The 17,540-nt window shown below is 35.2% G+C and carries 17 protein-coding genes; 6 read left to right on the top strand and 11 right to left on the bottom strand.

Translation table 11 applies throughout. From position 1 onward, the window contains the following. Positions 1-89: 89 nt before the first annotated feature. Entirely contained in the window at positions 90-776 is a 687-nt protein-coding gene (locus tag AACP56_RS02400) for a DUF4294 domain-containing protein (RefSeq protein WP_339333820.1), read from the top strand. On the opposite strand, the gene AACP56_RS02395 is transcribed toward AACP56_RS02400, so the two are convergent. Then, positions 773-1,000 (bottom strand): DUF6095 family protein, encoded by a 228-nt coding sequence (locus AACP56_RS02395; RefSeq protein ID WP_339333822.1) that lies wholly within the window; start codon positions 998-1,000, stop codon positions 773-775. The two genes, AACP56_RS02400 and AACP56_RS02395, sit on opposite strands and share 4 nt — an antisense overlap. A 63-nt stretch (positions 1,001-1,063) precedes the next feature. On the opposite strand from AACP56_RS02395, the gene AACP56_RS02390 reads away from it, so the two are divergent. After that, a complete protein-coding gene (locus tag AACP56_RS02390) occupies positions 1,064-2,398 on the top strand; it encodes a GntP family permease (RefSeq protein WP_339333824.1) in 1,335 nt (444 codons plus the stop codon). Here AACP56_RS02390 and AACP56_RS02385 read toward each other — a convergent pair whose 3' ends face one another. The 10 genes from AACP56_RS02385 to AACP56_RS02340 form a co-directional block, all read right to left on the bottom strand. Then, on the bottom strand, positions 2,399-3,298 hold the full coding sequence (locus AACP56_RS02385) for a DUF4249 family protein (RefSeq protein ID WP_339333826.1): 900 nt from the start codon (positions 3,296-3,298) through the stop codon (positions 2,399-2,401). 2 nt (positions 3,299-3,300) lie between these two features. Then, positions 3,301-5,700, bottom strand: coding sequence for a TonB-dependent receptor (locus tag AACP56_RS02380; protein ID WP_339333829.1), 2,400 nt, complete (start codon positions 5,698-5,700; stop codon positions 3,301-3,303). A gap of 72 nt (positions 5,701-5,772) precedes the next feature. After that, positions 5,773-7,998, bottom strand: coding sequence for an NADP-dependent isocitrate dehydrogenase (locus tag AACP56_RS02375; protein ID WP_339333831.1), 2,226 nt, complete (start codon positions 7,996-7,998; stop codon positions 5,773-5,775). A gap of 629 nt (positions 7,999-8,627) precedes the next feature. Then, entirely contained in the window at positions 8,628-8,978 is a 351-nt protein-coding gene (gene rplS / locus AACP56_RS02370; RefSeq protein ID WP_339333834.1) for a 50S ribosomal protein L19, read from the bottom strand. A 142-nt stretch (positions 8,979-9,120) separates the two neighbouring features. After that, complete coding sequence (locus tag AACP56_RS02365; RefSeq protein WP_339333836.1) at positions 9,121-9,429, bottom strand: hypothetical protein; 309 nt, start codon at positions 9,427-9,429, stop codon at positions 9,121-9,123. Position 9,430: 1 nt separating this feature from the next. Further along, positions 9,431-10,105 carry a tRNA (guanosine(37)-N1)-methyltransferase TrmD gene (gene trmD, locus AACP56_RS02360; protein ID WP_339333839.1) on the bottom strand — a complete coding sequence of 225 codons (675 nt, stop codon included), beginning with the start codon at positions 10,103-10,105 and terminating at the stop codon, positions 9,431-9,433. A 35-nt stretch (positions 10,106-10,140) separates the two neighbouring features. After that, on the bottom strand, positions 10,141-10,590 hold the full coding sequence (locus AACP56_RS02355) for a GNAT family N-acetyltransferase (protein WP_339333841.1): 450 nt from the start codon (positions 10,588-10,590) through the stop codon (positions 10,141-10,143). 10 nt (positions 10,591-10,600) lie between these two features. Continuing rightward, entirely contained in the window at positions 10,601-11,209 is a 609-nt protein-coding gene (locus AACP56_RS02350) for a tRNA (guanine-N1)-methyltransferase (RefSeq protein ID WP_339333844.1), read from the bottom strand. Positions 11,210-11,304: 95 nt separating this feature from the next. Then, positions 11,305-12,753: a glyceraldehyde-3-phosphate dehydrogenase gene (locus tag AACP56_RS02345; protein WP_339333846.1), complete on the bottom strand. Its 1,449-nt coding sequence runs from the start codon at positions 12,751-12,753 to the stop codon at positions 11,305-11,307. A gap of 123 nt (positions 12,754-12,876) precedes the next feature. Next, a complete protein-coding gene (locus tag AACP56_RS02340; RefSeq protein ID WP_339333848.1) occupies positions 12,877-14,268 on the bottom strand; it encodes a S1C family serine protease in 1,392 nt (463 codons plus the stop codon). A 134-nt stretch (positions 14,269-14,402) separates the two neighbouring features. On the opposite strand from AACP56_RS02340, the gene dapF reads away from it, so the two are divergent. The 4 genes from dapF to AACP56_RS02320 all read left to right on the top strand — a co-directional run bounded on the left by dapF (position 14,403) and on the right by AACP56_RS02320 (position 17,535). After that, positions 14,403-15,179: a diaminopimelate epimerase gene (gene dapF, locus AACP56_RS02335; protein ID WP_339333851.1), complete on the top strand. Its 777-nt coding sequence runs from the start codon at positions 14,403-14,405 to the stop codon at positions 15,177-15,179. Then, positions 15,173-15,697: a GNAT family N-acetyltransferase gene (locus AACP56_RS02330; protein ID WP_339333853.1), complete on the top strand. Its 525-nt coding sequence runs from the start codon at positions 15,173-15,175 to the stop codon at positions 15,695-15,697. Before dapF ends, AACP56_RS02330 begins: the two co-directional genes overlap by 7 nt. Further along, entirely contained in the window at positions 15,694-16,740 is a 1,047-nt protein-coding gene (gene mltG, locus AACP56_RS02325; RefSeq protein WP_339333856.1) for an endolytic transglycosylase MltG, read from the top strand. Before AACP56_RS02330 ends, mltG begins: the two co-directional genes overlap by 4 nt. Before the next feature lie 156 nt (positions 16,741-16,896). Further along, positions 16,897-17,535 (top strand): hypothetical protein, encoded by a 639-nt coding sequence (locus AACP56_RS02320; RefSeq protein ID WP_339333858.1) that lies wholly within the window; start codon positions 16,897-16,899, stop codon positions 17,533-17,535. The last annotated feature ends 5 nt before the right edge of the window (positions 17,536-17,540 follow it).

The raw sequence follows: 17,540 nt of genomic DNA, 5'->3' as shown, positions 1-17,540 counted from the left end.
GCTACAAACATAATAATATTCACTTTTATTTAATAATATAAGGTAGGCATTATCGTTATTTTTGGTAAGGTTTTTGGACGCATAGATATATGTTTAGAATTATTTTCTTTTTATTGATTGTATCAAGTTTTTTTAATGGATTTGCGCAGGAGCAAAAGCCATTAGACTCCGTTGCAGATTATTATGTTCGGTTTGAAGGGGATTCTATTTTGCATAGTTCTATTTCCTTAGATGAAGTATATATTTTTGGCAAACTAGAATTTACCAATAAAAAAGAAAAGCTACGCTATTTTATACTTAGGCGTAAAACATTAAAAGTGTATCCGTATGCCAAATTAGCTTCAGAAAGGTTGGTAGAGCTAAATGATAGCCTGACCAAAATAAAGAAGAAGAGACATCAAAAACGTTATACCAAGAAGGTTCAGAAATATATTGAAGGTGAATTCTCTGCTGAACTAAAAAAACTAACACGTACCGAAGGACAAATTTTAGTCAAATTAATCCATAGGCAAACAGGTTCCACTGCTTTTAATCTGGTGAAAGAATTACGCAGTGGATGGCGTGCATTTTGGTATAATACTACGGCTAAAGCCTTTAAAATAAGCCTTAAAGAGGAATTTAAACCGGAAGAAGTGCATGAAGATTATTTGATTGAAGATATTCTACAGCGCGCTTTCGCATATGACAAGCTAGAAAGGCAAAAGTCTGTGTTAGATTATGATTATGCGATGCTTAGCAACAAATGGAAACATAAATCCCCAAAGCCAAACAATTAATCTTTTTTGCCAAAAACGGCGGACATTACAATACTTACAGAGCGGAAACCTAAATAAACTGCCAGTATAGCTAAAACAATACCCACTATTAAAACAGGAATAAACAAGGGCTTGTCCGTATTTTTAAATGCTTGGTATAATACAACAGGAGCTAAAAACATTGTACCTGCTGTGTAGGCAAACGATTTTATCCCTTTTACCAATAATTCTTTATCGGTCTTCATAGAATTCAAATTTAGGTAGAATACGCTATATTTAAAAAAACGAACTCTATTGTTATCTCTGGTATGGAATTATTGATACTTCTCTTAGTAATTATATTCATTATCGTAGCAACTGTAAGATATAAAATGCATCCCGTTTTATCTTTAGTTATTGCCGCTATAATTTCAGGTTTTTTACTTGGATTAAAACCTGAAACCATCATGAAGACTATTGGAGAAGGTTTTGGAAAAACATTATCTGGAATTGGTCTCGTGATTGCTTTTGGGACTATAATAGGGGTTTTTCTGGAAAAGACAGGAAGTACAAAAGTCTTGGCAAATACAGTCTTAAAATGGGTTGGATTAAAAAAATCCCCCCTTGCCCTGAATCTTGCGGGCTTTATTATTTCCATACCTGTTTTTTGTGACTCCGGATTTATTATTCTTTCCTCTTTAAATAAAGCATTGAACAAGAAAACTGGGATTCCAATATTAATATTTGCTGTCGCATTGGCTACTGGTTTATATGCGGCACATGTATTTGTTCCTCCAACACCTGGACCTTTAGCTGCGGCAGCTATTTTAGATGCTGATTTGGGAAGTGTTCTTTTGCTTGGCCTTGTAGTTGCCATACCAGTTTCCATAGCAGGCTATTTCTGGGCGATGTATATAGGAAAGTCTTTAAAAACAGCCCCTTTAACTAAAGCTGTTGATAAATCTCAAGAGGTAAAAAATGAACAAGCACAGTATAATGTGAAACCTTTTCAGGCTTTTTTGCCCTTGTTTGTACCTATGTTGCTCATTGCTTTAAAATCTATTGCAGATTATCCAACAAAACCATTGGGTGAGGGTTTTCTATTTGATGTAATCACCTTTTTCGGCAACCCAATAATTGCACTATTGATAGGGGTGTTTTTATCTTTTTTATTAGCAAAATCTGCTGCCAGAGATTTAAGAAATGAATGGATTTTAAATGCTCTTAAGCAAGCAGGGCTTATTATTTTGATTACAGGAGCAGGTGGCGCTTTTGGTGCTATACTTAGAACCATAGATATTAATGAAATGCTTAATTTACAATCGACTTCTGGTTTTGGAGGCCTACTTATCTGTTTTCTTATCGCTGCCACTTTAAAATCAGCTCAAGGCTCTTCTACAGTCGCAATAATAACTACCGCGGCTATCATTGCACCTTTATTGGAAACTTTTGGATTGGATGAGGGAATGGATACAGCACTTAGTGTTTTGGCTATAGGAGCTGGGGCAATGACCGTATCACATATTAATGACAGTTATTTTTGGGTCGTTTCGCAGTTTTCAAACATGGATGTAAAAACTGCATTAAAAGGACATACTGTTGCTACATTATTTCAGGGATTGACAGGAATTGGAGTTGTGTTATTGCTTCGTTTGCTATTGTAACTATTCTATGGTTATAGATTGTTTAAATTCTTGCACGACTGCAAAATATCCTAGTGCAAAAGATTCTGGTCTTTCCACATTGTCAAATATGTTAATATTGTCAAGTCCTGTAATATCAAAGACATTACCTCGGACTGTGGCTGCTGGAGTTTCAAAAACACCACCAGTATCTTCAGTTTGTTCTAACAATAAGTCCATATAATTAAAAAATGGCTGGTCAGCTCCTAAAATGCTTATTTCAACTTCATCTCCAGGTTCTAAGCTTTTGTCGTAGAAATATGAAAACTCAAATTGTTGACCATCAATAAACTGGTCATCTAATGCTAAGAATTCATTAAAGTCGAAATCAAAAATATAGTAATTTTCAATATCTGGGACATCTGTAAATGTTACTAGTATTTCTATATCTTCTTCATCAAAAAGAGTATTTGTTCCTTGCTCTATATTATCAATAGGTGGCACTGTTACATATGTAGTTGTTGCAAAGTATCTTTTACCTTCGTGTTCAATAATCAACTGAAAAACCATACCTGGTTCAAGTATAGAAGTACTTATTCGTTGATCTCCGTCAAAATTTGGGTCTGGGATGTAAATTCCGCTTCCTGGTTCTGATTCAGCTAATGAAGAGCTAAAAACTTCTTCAAAGAGGCTTGGGTCATCCTCTAAGGGGATGCCATAAAAAATAATTGCACTGGATAGTTGAGTTGGTTCACTTTGTTCAAAAAAACTAGTGGTTACTGTTGTTTTTACCTCAACAGGGACATACTCTTCAGCAACATCCACTCGAAACAAAGCATCTACAACCAATTTAGATTCTGTAGACGGTAAATTAACCTCTATTACATCTTCGCATGATAATGTCAAAAAGAATAGTATAAAATAGTATGGTATCTTTTTCATCATTAAAATTTAAAATTATAGGTTACCGAGGGCACAATACCAAATATGGAAGTTCTTATGGCCTCATTTCTTCCTGTATCTTGGTTTTGTCTAAAATTTATTGAAGCTGCATTCATCCTATTATAAATATTGTAAACACTAAATACCCATTCAGATTGAAAATTCCGATTTTTATTCTTCTTTGGTTTAAATGTGGCTGCGATATCCAACCTATGATAATTTGGTAAACGTGTTTGATTTCGCAGTCCAAAAAATGGAACTACTAAGCCTTCAAATTCAAATTGTCCGACAGGAAAATTTGTGGGTTGTCCAGTTTGGAATATAAAGTTAGAATTAAAGCTCCAACTATTATTTAGGTCATAATTTCCATACAAGGCAATGTCATGGGTTTTATCGTACGGAGTATTGTACCATTCCCCAAAATTTATACCTGATTCTAAATTAGACCTACCGTTATCAACAACTGGATCACGCCCAGGAGTTCTCTGCTCAGATTTGGATATAGTATATGCCACCCACCCTTGAAATCTACCTTCATTTTTCCGTAACAGAAATTCCAAACCATAAGCTCTAGCCTCACCGTTAAGAATAACTTGTTCAATGGCGTCGTTGGCAATTAAATCTGCTCCATCTATATAATCGATACGGTTTTCGATGTCTTTATAAAAACCTTCAACTTCTAAAGAATATTCACCATTATTTATATTCCTAAAATAACCTAATGCATATTGGTCAAGTAGCTGTGGTTCAATGAATGGTCCACTTGGCGTCCATACGTCTAATGGTGTAGGAGAGCTTGTGTTTGATAATAAATGTAGGTATTGGGCCAGTCTTGTATAACTTGCTTTTACTGAGTTTCTTTTATTGAGCGTATATGCAAGAGATACTCTTGGCTCTAGATTAGTAAAACTAGATAAATTAGTTCCTCTGCCCGGGTTTATGGTATCTATTGGAGTTGCTTCTGTGTAAACTAGTTGAAAAGGATCAAAAACTACGGGTTGATTATTTTGATAAACAAACAATTCATCTTGACCTAACCTATTGAAATGGCTTACCCTTAATCCATAATTTACGCTTAGGCTTTCTGTTACTTTCTGTTCAATATCCACGTAAAAAGCGGCTTCGTTTGCATACTTTTTAGTAAGTTGGTCTTCTACAATTCCAGATTCTGGACTGTTGGGTATAATTTTACCTGGGTTGAAAACGTAATAGATGTTATTTAGCCCATAATTAATTTGTAATTTATCGTTTAGGTAGTGTTTTAAATCATATTTAAGATTAAAGTTTTGGATACCTGAATCCCATTCAAAACCTACAAAATCTAATTCTAAGCCATAAAAATAATCGGAATAAATTAAAGATAGATTCGAAAACAACTTGTCGGAGAACAAATGGTTCCACCTGAAATTCCCCACAGCGTTTCCATAAACATTCACAAAATTATCGTTAATGCTAAAAACATCTCTGCCAAAATAACCAGAAAGATAGATACTATTGTTATCGTTTATCTTATGACTTATTTTGGTGTTGACATCATAGAAATAAGCTTTATTATTTACATCAAATAGAGGAAGAAATAGATGAGCATATGAAGCTCTTCCACCTGCCAAAAAAGCTGTACGGTCTTTAATAATAGGACCCTCTATGAGCAATCTGCTTGCCACGGCACCAATTCCACCAGTAAATTTGGTCTCTTTACTATTCCCTTCTCGTTGAAAAATTTCCAGTACAGATGAAACTCTTCCTCCGTAACGAGACGGTATCCCGCCTTTAAAAAGCTTAATATCTTTTATGGCATCTGGGTTGAAAACAGAAAAGAAACCAAATAAATGAGAAGAATTAAATATAGTCGCTTCATCTAATAGAATTAGGTTCTGGTCAGCTGCCCCCCCGCGAACATTGAATCCAGATGAAGCTTCACCAGCACTTGTTACTCCAGGAAGTAACAAAAGTGATTTTATAACATCTGCTTCTCCTAAAACAACAGGTATTTTTTTTATGGTTTGAACTTTTAGAGCGTTCACGCTCATTTGAGGCTTTCTAATATCTAATCGTTCTACATCTTCTGATACAATTACCTCTGCTAATTGCTCCGCTTCTTCTGTGAGCTTAAAATTTATTTTCTTATTTGCATCAAGAGATATTTTTTGAGAAATATCCTTAAAGCCTAAATAGCTTACAACAACCTCGTAATCCCCTTTTGGTAGTGAAATGGAATAAAAGCCATATTCGTTTGTTGTAGTTCCCGTTTTAAGTTCTGATATGGCAACAGTAACACCAATTAATGTTTCATTACTTGAAGCCTCAGTAATAGTACCACTAATGGTAAAACGCTGTTGGGAAAAAGAAAAAAAAGATAATAGCAGTAGTACAAGGAATAGTACTGAGCGTATGTTGGGCATTTGATTGATGTATTTTCATAAAATTAAGGAATTAAATCATGTAAGTGCATAACGTAAAATCAAAAAACACTCTTATTGTCTAATTGCTTCCAAAACCTGATTAAAACTATTACTCGGCCTCATAGCTGTTGATACTTTATTGCTATCAGCAAGATAATAACCACCAATGTCGATAGAAGTACCTTGGGCATCAATTAGCTCCTTTAAAATTTGCTGTTCTCTTTTTTTGAAAAGTTCATCAATTTTCTCGAATCTATTCTTTAAATCTTGGTTTTTATCTTGGGCAGCCAAAGCTTCTGCCCAATACATGGCCAAATAAAAGTGACTTCCTCTCGTATCCAATTCATTTACTTTCCTTGATGGAGATCTGTCTTTGTCCAAAAACTTTTCTGTAGCATCATCCAAAGCTGTTGCTAGAATCGAAGCTTTTTCGTTACCATTTTTTTCTCCATAATGCTCCAATGATACGCCTAGTGCTAAAAATTCTCCTAAAGAATCCCATCTAAGATGGCCTTCTTCAAGAAACTGTTCCACATGCTTAGGGGCAGACCCACCAGCACCGGTCTCAAAAAGTCCACCGCCGTTCATCAAAGGGACTATAGACAACATTTTTGCGCTAGTGCCTACTTCAAGAATTGGGAATAAATCCGTTAGGTAGTCACGTAGTACATTTCCAGAAACAGAGATCGTATCTTTCCCATCCTTAATACGTTCCAAGGTAAAAAGTGTTGCTTCAATAGGGGATAGGATATGTAGCTCTAATCCTGCGGTATCATGATTCGGTAAATATGCATTCACTTTTTTAATCAACTCGGCATCATGCGCTCTATCCTTGTCCAACCAAAATACAGCAGGTGTATTTGATGCTCTTGCACGGGACACGGCCAATTTGACCCAGTCCTGTATTGGAGCGTCTTTTACTTGGCACATTCTCCAGACATCACCTTCTTCGACATTATGTTCTATTAAACCGGAGCCTGTAGTTTTGTCAATCACCTTAACTGTTCCAGCTTCTTTTATTTCAAAAGTTTTATCATGTGAGCCATATTCTTCAGCTTTCTGGGCCATTAGTCCAACATTGGGGACCGTGCCCATTGTAGTTGGGTCAAAAGCACCGTGTTCTTTGCAAAAATCTATGGTGGCTTGGTATATGCCTGCATAGCTACTATCTGGAATAACAGCCTTTGTATCTTTTGAATCTCCATCTTTATTCCACATTTGGCCCGAATTACGAATCATTGCAGGCATTGAAGCATCAATTATCACATCGCTAGGTACATGTAGATTGGTAATTCCTTTATCGGAATTTACCATAGCTAAATCTGGACCATTCGAAATAGTTTCTGCAATAGCATTTGTAATTTCTTCTTTTTGTGAAGTTGGTAAAGATTCTAATTTATCAAAAAGGCTTTCTAGACCATTATTTGAATTAATACCTAGTTTTTCGAAAGTGTCTGCATATTTTGTAAATACATCACTAAAATAAGATTCCATCGCATGACCGAATATAATTGGGTCAGAAACCTTCATCATTGTAGCTTTCAAGTGTAATGAAAGCAGAATGTTATCCTCCCTGGCATCAGCTATTTCTTTTCTTAAAAACTCTAACAGAGCATTTTTGCTAAGAACAGTAGCATCAATTACCTCACCTGATTGAAGTGCAATTTCATCTTTTAGAGTAGTTTTTTCGCCATTCGAGTTTTCCAATACTACACAAACCTCTGTAGCCTTTTCCAAGGTGATTGATTTTTCATTTGACCTAAAATCACCAGAAACCATAGTGGCCACGTGTGTTTTAGAATCTTTGGACCATGCGCCCATTTTGTGCGGATTCTTTTTGGCGTAATTCTTAATTGCTTTTGGAGCTCGTCTATCTGAGTTTCCTTCCCGTAACACTGGGTTAACGGCACTTCCTTTTATTTTATCGTAACGAAGCTTAATCTCTTTTTCTTCTTCTGTTTTTGGCTCAGAAGGATAATCAGGTAGATTATATCCATGCTTTTGGAGTTCCACAATCGCTTCAGTTAATTGGGGTATTGAAGCACTTATGTTGGGAAGCTTTATTATGTTGGCTTCAGGGGTTTTGGCTATTTTTCCTAAATCTGCCAAATCATCAGAAATTCTTTGTTCTTCTTTCAAAAATTCTGGAAAGGCAGAAATAATACGACCAGCTAGTGAAATGTCTTTTGTTTCTATTGATATGTTGGCAGTGCTAGTAAATGCTTTAACTATTGGTAAAAAAGATTGGGTTGCCAATGATGGAGCTTCATCGGTCTTTGTATATAGTATTTTTGCCATCTTGTAGAATTAATTTTAGCGGTGCAAATATACAATATTAACCAAGTAGATTGCATGGAAAAACCTTGAAGTGAGGGCTATTCCAATAAAAAATATTAAAAAGATAAAAGCCATATCATCGTACAAGTACATTGACATGGCTTTTTTGCAAATACTTTAGAGACTTTAAATCGTATGTTGCCACATGATTTCGGCCTTGGGCCACATCTACAAGTATTTCAACGTTTAGGTTCATCTTGCTTTTAATTTTTCAATCAAACCGCAATGATGTCACTGGTTATTGTTCTTAATTTTTGTCAGAAAAGAAAATTGCTCTTCTAATCGCACACAAAAATCACATTCATCAATTTATATTGCCTAAGCATTTATATTGATAAGCTTATTCTTTGATCAGTAGTGTTACTAACTAAAATTTAAGCGAACAATATTTTAAAGAACGTCAACCTTAAAAGAATTTCAAGTTATGTTGCCACATCTCTTAATTCTTATATAAAAGTATAATTAAATTTTAGTTGTGCAAGAATTATAACAATTTAAAAATCAACATATTATGAACGATGGTTATTAACAATTGTTCATAAAAAAACACCCATCTTTCAATGAGTGCTTTTAATTTGTTTTGCAAGTAGTTACGAACGAACCTCTTTGATTCTTGCTTTCTTACCTGTAAGTCCTCTGAAATAGAAGATTCTTGACCTTCTAACTTTACCTTTCTTATTGATTTCCACTTTTTGTAAGGCTGGCATGTTCACCGGGAAAATACGTTCTACACCAACAGTACCAGACATTTTTCTTATTGTGAAAGTTTCCGTAGCACCGCTCCCACGACGTTGGATTACTACACCCTTAAAAAACTGGGTTCTTGTTTTTTCACCTTCTTTAATTTCGTAGTATACAGTTATAGTGTCACCTGCAGAGAATTTTGGAAATTCTTTTTTCTCTACGAATTCGTTTTCAACAAACTTTATTAAAGATTCCATTTCTTTGAATCGATTTAAAATTTTATAAAATCAACATTCACGATTTTCGTCAGAGGTTAACCTTAATGGTTTGCAAAATTAGTTCTTAATTTAAAACTGACAATAGTTTTCCTGTATTTTTTGTGATTATAAATAGGATAGGTTACTTTTTTATATGCTTGATCACAAAAAGGCCAAACCCAATTGTAAAGACGATATACGGAATAGTGCCGAGAAAGTTCAACACCATAACTGACTTTGCTAGGTTTTCCGGACCATTTCTGCTTGCAATTATAGGCCAAATCAGATTTGAAACATGAGATAATACAATCAAAATACTGCCTATCAGCATTATTATTGTTGCTCCATTTTTACGTTTGTAGACCAATAAAATACAAATAGCGAGCAATGCGAGTTGGGCTAAAAATCCTATTATACCTCCGATAATATATATTGGGTTAATATCAGTCATGTTATTCTAATAAATCTGGTCTTAGTTTTTCTGTTCTTTTTAAAGCTTGTTCCTCGCGCCATTTTTCAATTTTTGGAAAGTTACCGCTAAGTAAGACTTCAGGAACTTTGTGCCCCTTATAATCTGATGGCCTGGTATATACGGGCGGTGCTAAAAGGTTATCTTGAAAAGTGTCTGTCAATGCAGAGGTTTCGTCATTTAAGACTCCAGGCAGTAACCGGATAATGGTATCAGAGACTACAGCTGCAGCAAGCTCACCACCTGATAATACGTAATCGCCAATAGAAATTTCTTTGGTGATGAAAAGATCTCTTACTCTTTGATCCACACCTTTATAATGCCCACAAAGAATGATAATATTTTTTTTAAGGGACAGATTGTTGGCCATACCCTGGTTTAAAGTTTCACCGTCTGGCGACATGTATATGATTTCATCATAATCTCTTTCGCTCTTTAAATTAGATATACATTTATCAATTGGTTCGGCCATTAGTACCATTCCAGCACCGCCGCCAAATTGATAATCATCGACCTGATTGTAATTGCCGATTGAAAAATCCCTTAAATTATGTAGATGAACCTCAACTAATTTTTTTTGTATGGCCCGTTTTAAGATTGAAGCTTCAAAAGGGCTTTTAAGCAATTCTGGCAAAACTGTAATAATATCAATACGCATAATGACTGCTTATAGAATGCAAAAATAAGGCATTATTAATTTTTTGGAGAAGACCAGAAATAACGGAAATGTTCTATGTCTTTTTTCCAGTCTAATCTTTCATACAAATGTTGGGCCGGATTATTGACTGAAGTTTCCAGAGCCAATCCTTTGTAATTCATAAGCTTGCATTGTTCTTTGGCTCGCTCAAGCAAGCTTTCTCCAACACCTTTACCCCTAAATTTGGATAGGACATATAAATCATTTAAAATATAAAACGATTCCATTGATACAGACGAGAAAGTAGTATATAGCTGTGTAAACCCAATTGGAACATCATCATCTAAGACCAAAAAAATTATGGATTCATCAGATTTCAACCTTTTTTCAAGGAACAAACTTGCCCTTTCTTTATCTGAATCTTGGTCATAAAAAATCCGATAATCATCAAATAGTGGAACAATTAAAGCAATATGTTCTTCTGATGCTTTAATTATCCTTATCATTTATGTAGGATTAAGCCCCTTTTTTATTCTTGTTGATTTCGTCTTGTAGTTGACGACTTATTTTTTGCTCTCTTTCCAGAGCCCTTCTTCTGTGTTGTTCAAATTCTTCTTCAACATCAGCTAGAGCAGATTTCGCTTGTTGTGTTAAGAAGTTACTGTTCTTAAATCGGTAGATAAAAAATAGCAAGAAGGAAAGAAGGCCAAAAATGATAGACCATACTATGAGTTTATAAGTGCCTTTGGAAACCATGGCGCCAAAAAAGGACATACTGTCCTTTTCCTCTGTCAATTGGTTAAGATTTTTTGTGGTCTCATCCAGTTTGGCATTTAAAGAACTGATATTAGTTTCGTTCTCCGCAATTGTTGATTTAAGCTCAATTATGTTGGAATTAGAAGTTGAAATAGAGTCTAAGATATTCTTTCTTAGTGCTTCGAGTTCTATCAGGCGAACTACTTCGTAGCGTTTTCCAGCTTGCCTATAATTGGTGGACTTTCTTATTAGGGTCTCAAATTGGCTATTAATACTTGAGTCGTCTTGATTTTCTTGTGACTGCGCATACGTATTTAGAGGATTGGACATTAACCATAATCCACCTAAAAAAAGGATAATTTTTTTCATAGGGGTTCTACTTTTACTTTCGATTTAGAGCAAAACGAAGGTACATCAATAAAATAAATCACCAAAAATGAATTTACCTCGTTATTTCTTAATGTCTAATAATAGGTATAGCGTCTTACTTTGGCTATATATTTTGCCAATCTAATTACTTGGTGGGAGTACCCATATTCATTATCATACCAGATATAAAGTACTATATTTTTTCCATCAGCAGATATCTGTGTTGCCTTACTGTCATAGATTGAGGGAGCAGAAGTACCAACGATATCTGAAGATACCAGTTCGTTGCTCAATGAATACTTTATTTGTTCTACCAAATCACCTTCTAAGGCATATTTTTTAAGTATCGTGTTTACAGCTTCTTGGGAGGTCTTGGTTTTTACTTCTAAATTTAAGATTGCAAGTGAACCATTGGGCACCGGAACTCTGATAGCATTAGAAGTTAGCTTACCTTCCAATGCGGGTAGTGCTTTGGCAACTGCTTTTCCAGCTCCAGTCTCAGTAATTACCATATTTAGGGCTGCTGCTCGACCACGACGATATTTAGAATGCATATTGTCCACTAAATTTTGGTCATTCGTATAGGCATGAATAGTTTCTAAATGCCCTTTTTTTATACCTAACGAATCTTCGATTACCTTTAATATAGGTGTGATAGCGTTAGTGGTACATGATGCTGCAGAAAAAATCTTAGTGGTATCTGGGTTATACTCTTTATGGTTTACGCCATGGACAATATTGGGCACTTCCTTGCCAGGAGCCGTCAATAGTACGCGATTGGCTCCTTTTGCTTCTAGATGTCGGGATAATGCTGTTTTGTCCCTAAAGGCACCTGTATTATCAATTATCAATGAATTATAAATTCCATATTTGGTGTAATCAATATTTTCAGGTTTATCCGCACTAATAATGTATACTGTAGTTCCATTGATTAACAAAGCCTTTTTGTTAGAATCGATTTCAACTGTCCCACTAAATTGACCATGGACAGAATCTGTTCGCATTAATGCAGCCCTTTTTTCTAAAACCTCATCATTTATCTCTCCTCGAGTTACTATTGCTCGGAGACGAAGTTGGTTTCCTTTCCCAGTTTTCGCCATTAATTCACGTGCTAGCAAACGACCTATTCTTCCAAAGCCGTACAAAACAACATCTTTTGGTTTAATATGTTTTGAGTCTTTGGAATCATTAAGTTTATCTAACACAAAAGCCTTCACATTTAAGTGACTGTTCTCTTGAGAATGATATTCATAAGTTAGCTTGCCTATATCCAATTTGGCTGCAGGCATTTTTATATCATTTATGGCCCTTAGAAGTTCTACTGAGTCAAAAATTGAGATTGGTTTTTGTACAAATTCGCCAGCATATTCATGTAAGTTGATAATCTCACTTACATTTTTATCAATCACTTGGTTCTTAAAAAGAACTACTTCAATCGATTTATCGTACCATAAATCGCTTATTAACTTAATAAATTCTGTAGTAGCTTTTCTTCTATCGGCCTGAAAAGCCAATTCTTTTTCGTAAGACTTGATGTCACCCATAATAGATATGCTGGTTGTTTAAATTTTGCGCAAAAGTAGTTATTTCAAACGTTTTCGTAAAAGGAAATTCAATAAATAAAAAACGCCTCTCAAGAGGCGTTTTTTTGTTCTATAAGGTTATGATTACTGAAAAATTAAGCGCTCACGTTCCCCATCATCAGCAATTAAAGTGATGCTTGTACTACCGTATCTAGAAATTTTATCAAAAACACTTTTTGCATCATCTATATCATCAATTTCACTATCATCCACTTTTATGATAACCTTGCCTACTAAATCATAGTTTAAGTACTGTTGTGGCACAGCAACAATTTTTACTCCACTATCTAGTTTGTATTGTTTTTTATCTTTTTCTGATAGATTTTTAACTCTGAATCCCATTACCGGAACATCTACCATTTGGTTCTTTTTTAATGTTACTGGAATTGTCATCCTTTTACCATCCCTGTCAATTAGAACTTCTACCTTATCACCAGGACGTTTAGCAGATAGGTAGCCGGTTAGCTCTGAGAACTTGGTCACTTTCACATTATCCACTTGTTTAATAACATCTCCTTCTTCCAGACCCGCATCCTGAGCACCAGATTCTTCTTCAACTCTGGAGATATATACACCTTGTATTTCATCGATTCCTCTTTCACGAGCTTCAGGTGTGTTGACGTTTAAAGCAGAAACCCCCAATATACCTTTTTGTACGTTGCCAAATTCTAGCAGATCGTCAACCACTTTTTTCGCAATATTACTGGGTACTGCAAATGAATAACCTACATAAGATCCAGTTTGGGAAGTGATTGCAGTGTTTATTCCAATTAAATCACCATTAGTATTCACCAAAGCACCGCCACTATTTCCTGGATTTACTGCAGCATCAGTTTGAATAAAAGATTGATTGCGGGCAACCGCTAATGAACGAGCTTTAGCACTTACGATACCCGCTGTAACCGTTGATGTTAGGTTAAAGGGATTCCCAACTGCCAAAACCCATTCCCCAATTTTTGCATTGTCAGAATCTCCAAAAGCTAAATAGGGTAAATTTTCAACATCTATTTTCAGGAGGGCAATATCTGAGTTTGCATCTGCACCAACAACTTCGGCTTCATAGCTTTTATTATTGTTAAGGGTAACTTCTAGTTTTGTAGCCCTATCTATTACATGGTTATTGGTTACTATGTAACCATCTGGGGAAATAATAACTCCGGAACCAGTACCAACCTGAGGTTTTTGCGTGGCTTCGGAACCATAAAAGAACTGTGCAACAGGATTACGTTGAACCAATGCCATATTTTTAACATGAACTACAGCATTTACTGTTTTTTCTGCGGCAATGGTAAAGTCTACTTCATTTATTCCTGCACCACTAGCCGAAGTAGTAAGATTGCTTGTTGTAATAAATGAACCTCCACTATCTTCCGATACGTATTTGTAGGATTCTTTTTCAAAAAATAGTTTGTATGAACCTAGAGTAATTCCCCCTGCCATTAGGGCAACTAAAAATAAATTTGCTGTTCTTTTCATGTTCAAAGTTTTGTTTTAACATTTAGCTTGTCTAAAAATAGTCGAATTTTAAAATTGATTTTAACAGTTTAACGCTCTTTTAACTGCAAAAGAAACCTTAAAGAATATAGTATCTTTGTTCGATGATTTTTGGTATGCAGCTTATATTTTACAAGTATCAAGGCACAGGAAACGATTTTGTGCTTGTTGATAATCGCCAACAAATTTTCCCCAAAAACAATACCAAATTGATAGCTTTTTTATGTGACCGAAAATTTGGCATTGGCGCTGATGGTCTAATTCTATTGGAAAATGACGAATTGTCAGACTTTAAGATGGTTTATTACAATTCTGATGGGAATGAAAGCTCTATGTGCGGTAATGGTGGGAGATGTATAGTAGCTTTTGCAAAAAAAATGGGAGTCATTGAAAATGCAACCACTTTTAATGCAATTGATGGGATACATAAAGCCATAATAGAAGGTGATGTAGTTACTTTACAGATGATAGATGTTGATGACATAAAGGCAAAATCAAAGTACCTATTTTTAGATACGGGCTCTCCGCATCATGTTCAATTTGTTGAGGGTTTAAATGAACTGGATGTGGTAAAAGAAGGAGCAAAACTACGTTATGGAATTTACGGACAAGCTGGTTGCAATATTAATTTTGTGAAAGCAGTTAATTCCAATACATTTGAAATTAGAACTTATGAACGAGGTGTTGAGGATGAAACGCTTTCTTGTGGCACGGGCGTAACTGCAGTGGCATTAGCAATGCATCATACGGGTAAAGCTAATGACAATCACATTTATATTCACACCAAAGGCGGAAAGCTAGAAGTTACATTTGACCATGAAAATGGTGTTTATACGAACGTAAATCTAATAGGTAAGGCCAATTTTGTATTTAAAGGAGAGATTTCATGTTGAGTTTAAAGGGCAATCATGTTTATTTAAGAGCTCTAGAATCAAATGACCTTGACTTTCTATATGAGCTTGAAAATAATCCCAACGTTTGGGAAGTAAGCGGTACTTTAACTCCTTATTCTAAAGGGGTGCTAAAGTTGTATCTGGATAATGCCCATAGAGATATTTATGAGGTGAAACAACTTCGTTTGGCTATATGTAATATTGATGACACTACGATTGGACTTTTAGATATATTTGACTTTGACCCAAAGAATTTACGTGCTGGAGTCGGAATAATTATTTTAGAAGAAAAACATAGGAAGAAAGGAGTAGGGGAAGAGGTGTTGGAAATAGTGTCAAAATATTTATTTTCTACCTTAAATCTTCATCAATTATATGCCAATATTTTAGAAGATAATGTTCCCAGTATCCGACTTTTTGAAAAGAAAGGTTTCAAAAAAAGTGGAATAAAGAAAGATTGGATATTATCTGATGGTGAATTCAAAAACGAAATTTTATATCAAAAGATAAAACCTTGAAGAACTTAAAGAAAGTAATTTGGGCTACCGCCATTCTAGGATTGGTTACTTGTGGATTTTTCGCATACAATATATATAATGCCATATTTACACCCAACACCAGTTTTGAAAATAAGGAAGCATATATTTATATTCCTTCGGATGCTTCCATAAGTGATGTCAAAGAACAACTTGCACCCTTATTAGAGGATTGGGACACATTTGAAGCGGTTGCCGAGCGTAAAGGATATGCTTCAAATATTAGGGGTGGTAAATATTCCATAACTAAAGGAATGAACAACAACGACATTGTAAATTCTTTACGAAGTCAAAATATTCCAGTAAAAGTATCTTTTAACAATCAAGAAACTGTAGAATCACTTGCTGGTAGAATTGCTTCCCAAATTGAAGCAGATAGTATTTCTTTGGTTGGAGCATTCAATGAAAGTGGTTTTTTAGGAGAGAATAACTTTAATGAGAATACTAAACTATCGATGTATTTGCCAAACACCTATGAGTTCTTCTGGAATACCAATGCTAAAGATTTTCGTGGTAGAATGCTTAAAGAATATCAGCGTTTTTGGAATGATGAGCGAAAAGCAAAAGCCCAAACACTTAATTTAACACCTACTAAAGTAGCCGCTTTAGCTGCCGTTGTTCAAAAAGAGACTGCAAAAGTAGATGAACGCCCAAAGGTAGCTGGTGTCTATCTTAATCGTCTAAAGAAAGGAATACCGCTGCAAGCAGACCCAACAGTTATTTTTGCCATTAAAAAGGAAACAGGGAATTATGATACCATAATCAAGAGGGTATTGTACAGAGATTTGGAAATTGATTCTCCATACAACACATATAAGAACTCAGGATTGCCCCCAGGGCCTATTACAATGCCAGATATTTCATCGATAAATGCAGTTTTGAATCCAGAAAAGCACGATTATTTATACTTTGTAGCTGATGTTTCTAACTTCGGATATCACATGTTTGCAAAGACTTTGGCACAGCATAACCGAAATAAAGCACAGTACGTCCGATGGTTGAACAACCAGAGAATCAGGCGATAAGGTCTTTTTGGCGATTTTTTACCACAGCTTAACGTAATTTGGGCTTGTTTTAAGAAAATCTTAGGAGCTTTAACACAAATCAACAAATTTCCCCCACTATATTTGCCCCCTCAAATTTAAATCTGCTGATTTCTTCAGCAATTAAAATTTTGAACTATGAAAAGATGGGTCAGTTTTTTAGGTCATCTGGTAATTATTGTGGTTTTGACCAGTTTTGGAAAAAAGGTGGTTAGTGTAAAAGAAGTTACGCTTCCAGAGAGTTCCCGTGTAACAGGTTACTACATGGCAGAATTCCCTAAACCACAGTTACAAGATGTTTCTTATATCTCGAATACGATTTTCTTAAAGAAAGGGTTTCAAGGCTTTAAAGAGGCGGTTGCTTTTAAAGAATCGCAAGGAGATTACAAGGCGATAAATACTTTGGGCTATTTGGGTAAGTACCAATTTGGTATAAATACGCTAAAGCTAATGGGAGTTTATAATTCGGAAGATTTTTTGAACAACCCTATACTTCAAGAAAATATTTTTGAATTAAATGTCTCTCGAAATAAGTGGATTTTAAGACGTGATATCAAACGATTTGTCGGTAAGCGAATTAACGGGACTGTAATTTCTGAGTCCGGTATTGTGGCGGCTGCACACTTAGCCGGTGCGGGTAATGTTAAAAAGTATCTTCGTTCTTACGGAAAAAACGATTTTTCCGATGCTTATGGAACTACTGTTGCACACTATATTAAAAAATTTGGAGGGTATGATACTTCTTTAGTTAAACCAATACATAACCCTAGAATTTAACAAAA

Source organism: Croceitalea sp. MTPC6 (assembly GCF_036985525.1).
Classification (GTDB): Bacteria; Bacteroidota; Bacteroidia; order Flavobacteriales; family Flavobacteriaceae; genus Croceitalea.
Note: the sequence above shows the minus strand (reverse complement) of the source record. Positions and strands in the feature narration are given on the sequence as shown.

Bases quoted from the DNA above. Each gene is read 5' to 3' on its own strand.
- AACP56_RS02400 (WP_339333820.1), top strand. From the start codon at position 90: ATGTTTAGAATTATTTTCTTTTTATTGATTGTATCAAGTTTTTTTAAT.
- AACP56_RS02380 (WP_339333829.1), bottom strand. From the start codon at position 5,700: ATGCCCAACATACGCTCAGTACTATTCCTTGTACTACTGCTATTATCT.
- trmD (WP_339333839.1), bottom strand. From the start codon at position 10,105: ATGCGTATTGATATTATTACAGTTTTGCCAGAATTGCTTAAAAGCCCT.
- AACP56_RS02365 (WP_339333836.1), bottom strand. From the start codon at position 9,429: ATGACTGATATTAACCCAATATATATTATCGGAGGTATAATAGGATTT.
- AACP56_RS02390 (WP_339333824.1), top strand. From the start codon at position 1,064: ATGGAATTATTGATACTTCTCTTAGTAATTATATTCATTATCGTAGCA.
- AACP56_RS02355 (WP_339333841.1), bottom strand. From the start codon at position 10,590: ATGATAAGGATAATTAAAGCATCAGAAGAACATATTGCTTTAATTGTT.
- AACP56_RS02350 (WP_339333844.1), bottom strand. From the start codon at position 11,209: ATGAAAAAAATTATCCTTTTTTTAGGTGGATTATGGTTAATGTCCAAT.
- AACP56_RS02340 (WP_339333848.1), bottom strand. From the start codon at position 14,268: ATGAAAAGAACAGCAAATTTATTTTTAGTTGCCCTAATGGCAGGGGGA.
- AACP56_RS02385 (WP_339333826.1), bottom strand. From the start codon at position 3,298: ATGAAAAAGATACCATACTATTTTATACTATTCTTTTTGACATTATCA.
- AACP56_RS02330 (WP_339333853.1), top strand. From the start codon at position 15,173: ATGTTGAGTTTAAAGGGCAATCATGTTTATTTAAGAGCTCTAGAATCA.
- AACP56_RS02345 (WP_339333846.1), bottom strand. From the start codon at position 12,753: ATGGGTGACATCAAGTCTTACGAAAAAGAATTGGCTTTTCAGGCCGAT.
- AACP56_RS02320 (WP_339333858.1), top strand. From the start codon at position 16,897: ATGAAAAGATGGGTCAGTTTTTTAGGTCATCTGGTAATTATTGTGGTT.
- dapF (WP_339333851.1), top strand. From the start codon at position 14,403: ATGCAGCTTATATTTTACAAGTATCAAGGCACAGGAAACGATTTTGTG.
- rplS (WP_339333834.1), bottom strand. From the start codon at position 8,978: ATGGAATCTTTAATAAAGTTTGTTGAAAACGAATTCGTAGAGAAAAAA.
- AACP56_RS02375 (WP_339333831.1), bottom strand. From the start codon at position 7,998: ATGGCAAAAATACTATATACAAAGACCGATGAAGCTCCATCATTGGCA.
- AACP56_RS02395 (WP_339333822.1), bottom strand. From the start codon at position 1,000: ATGAAGACCGATAAAGAATTATTGGTAAAAGGGATAAAATCGTTTGCC.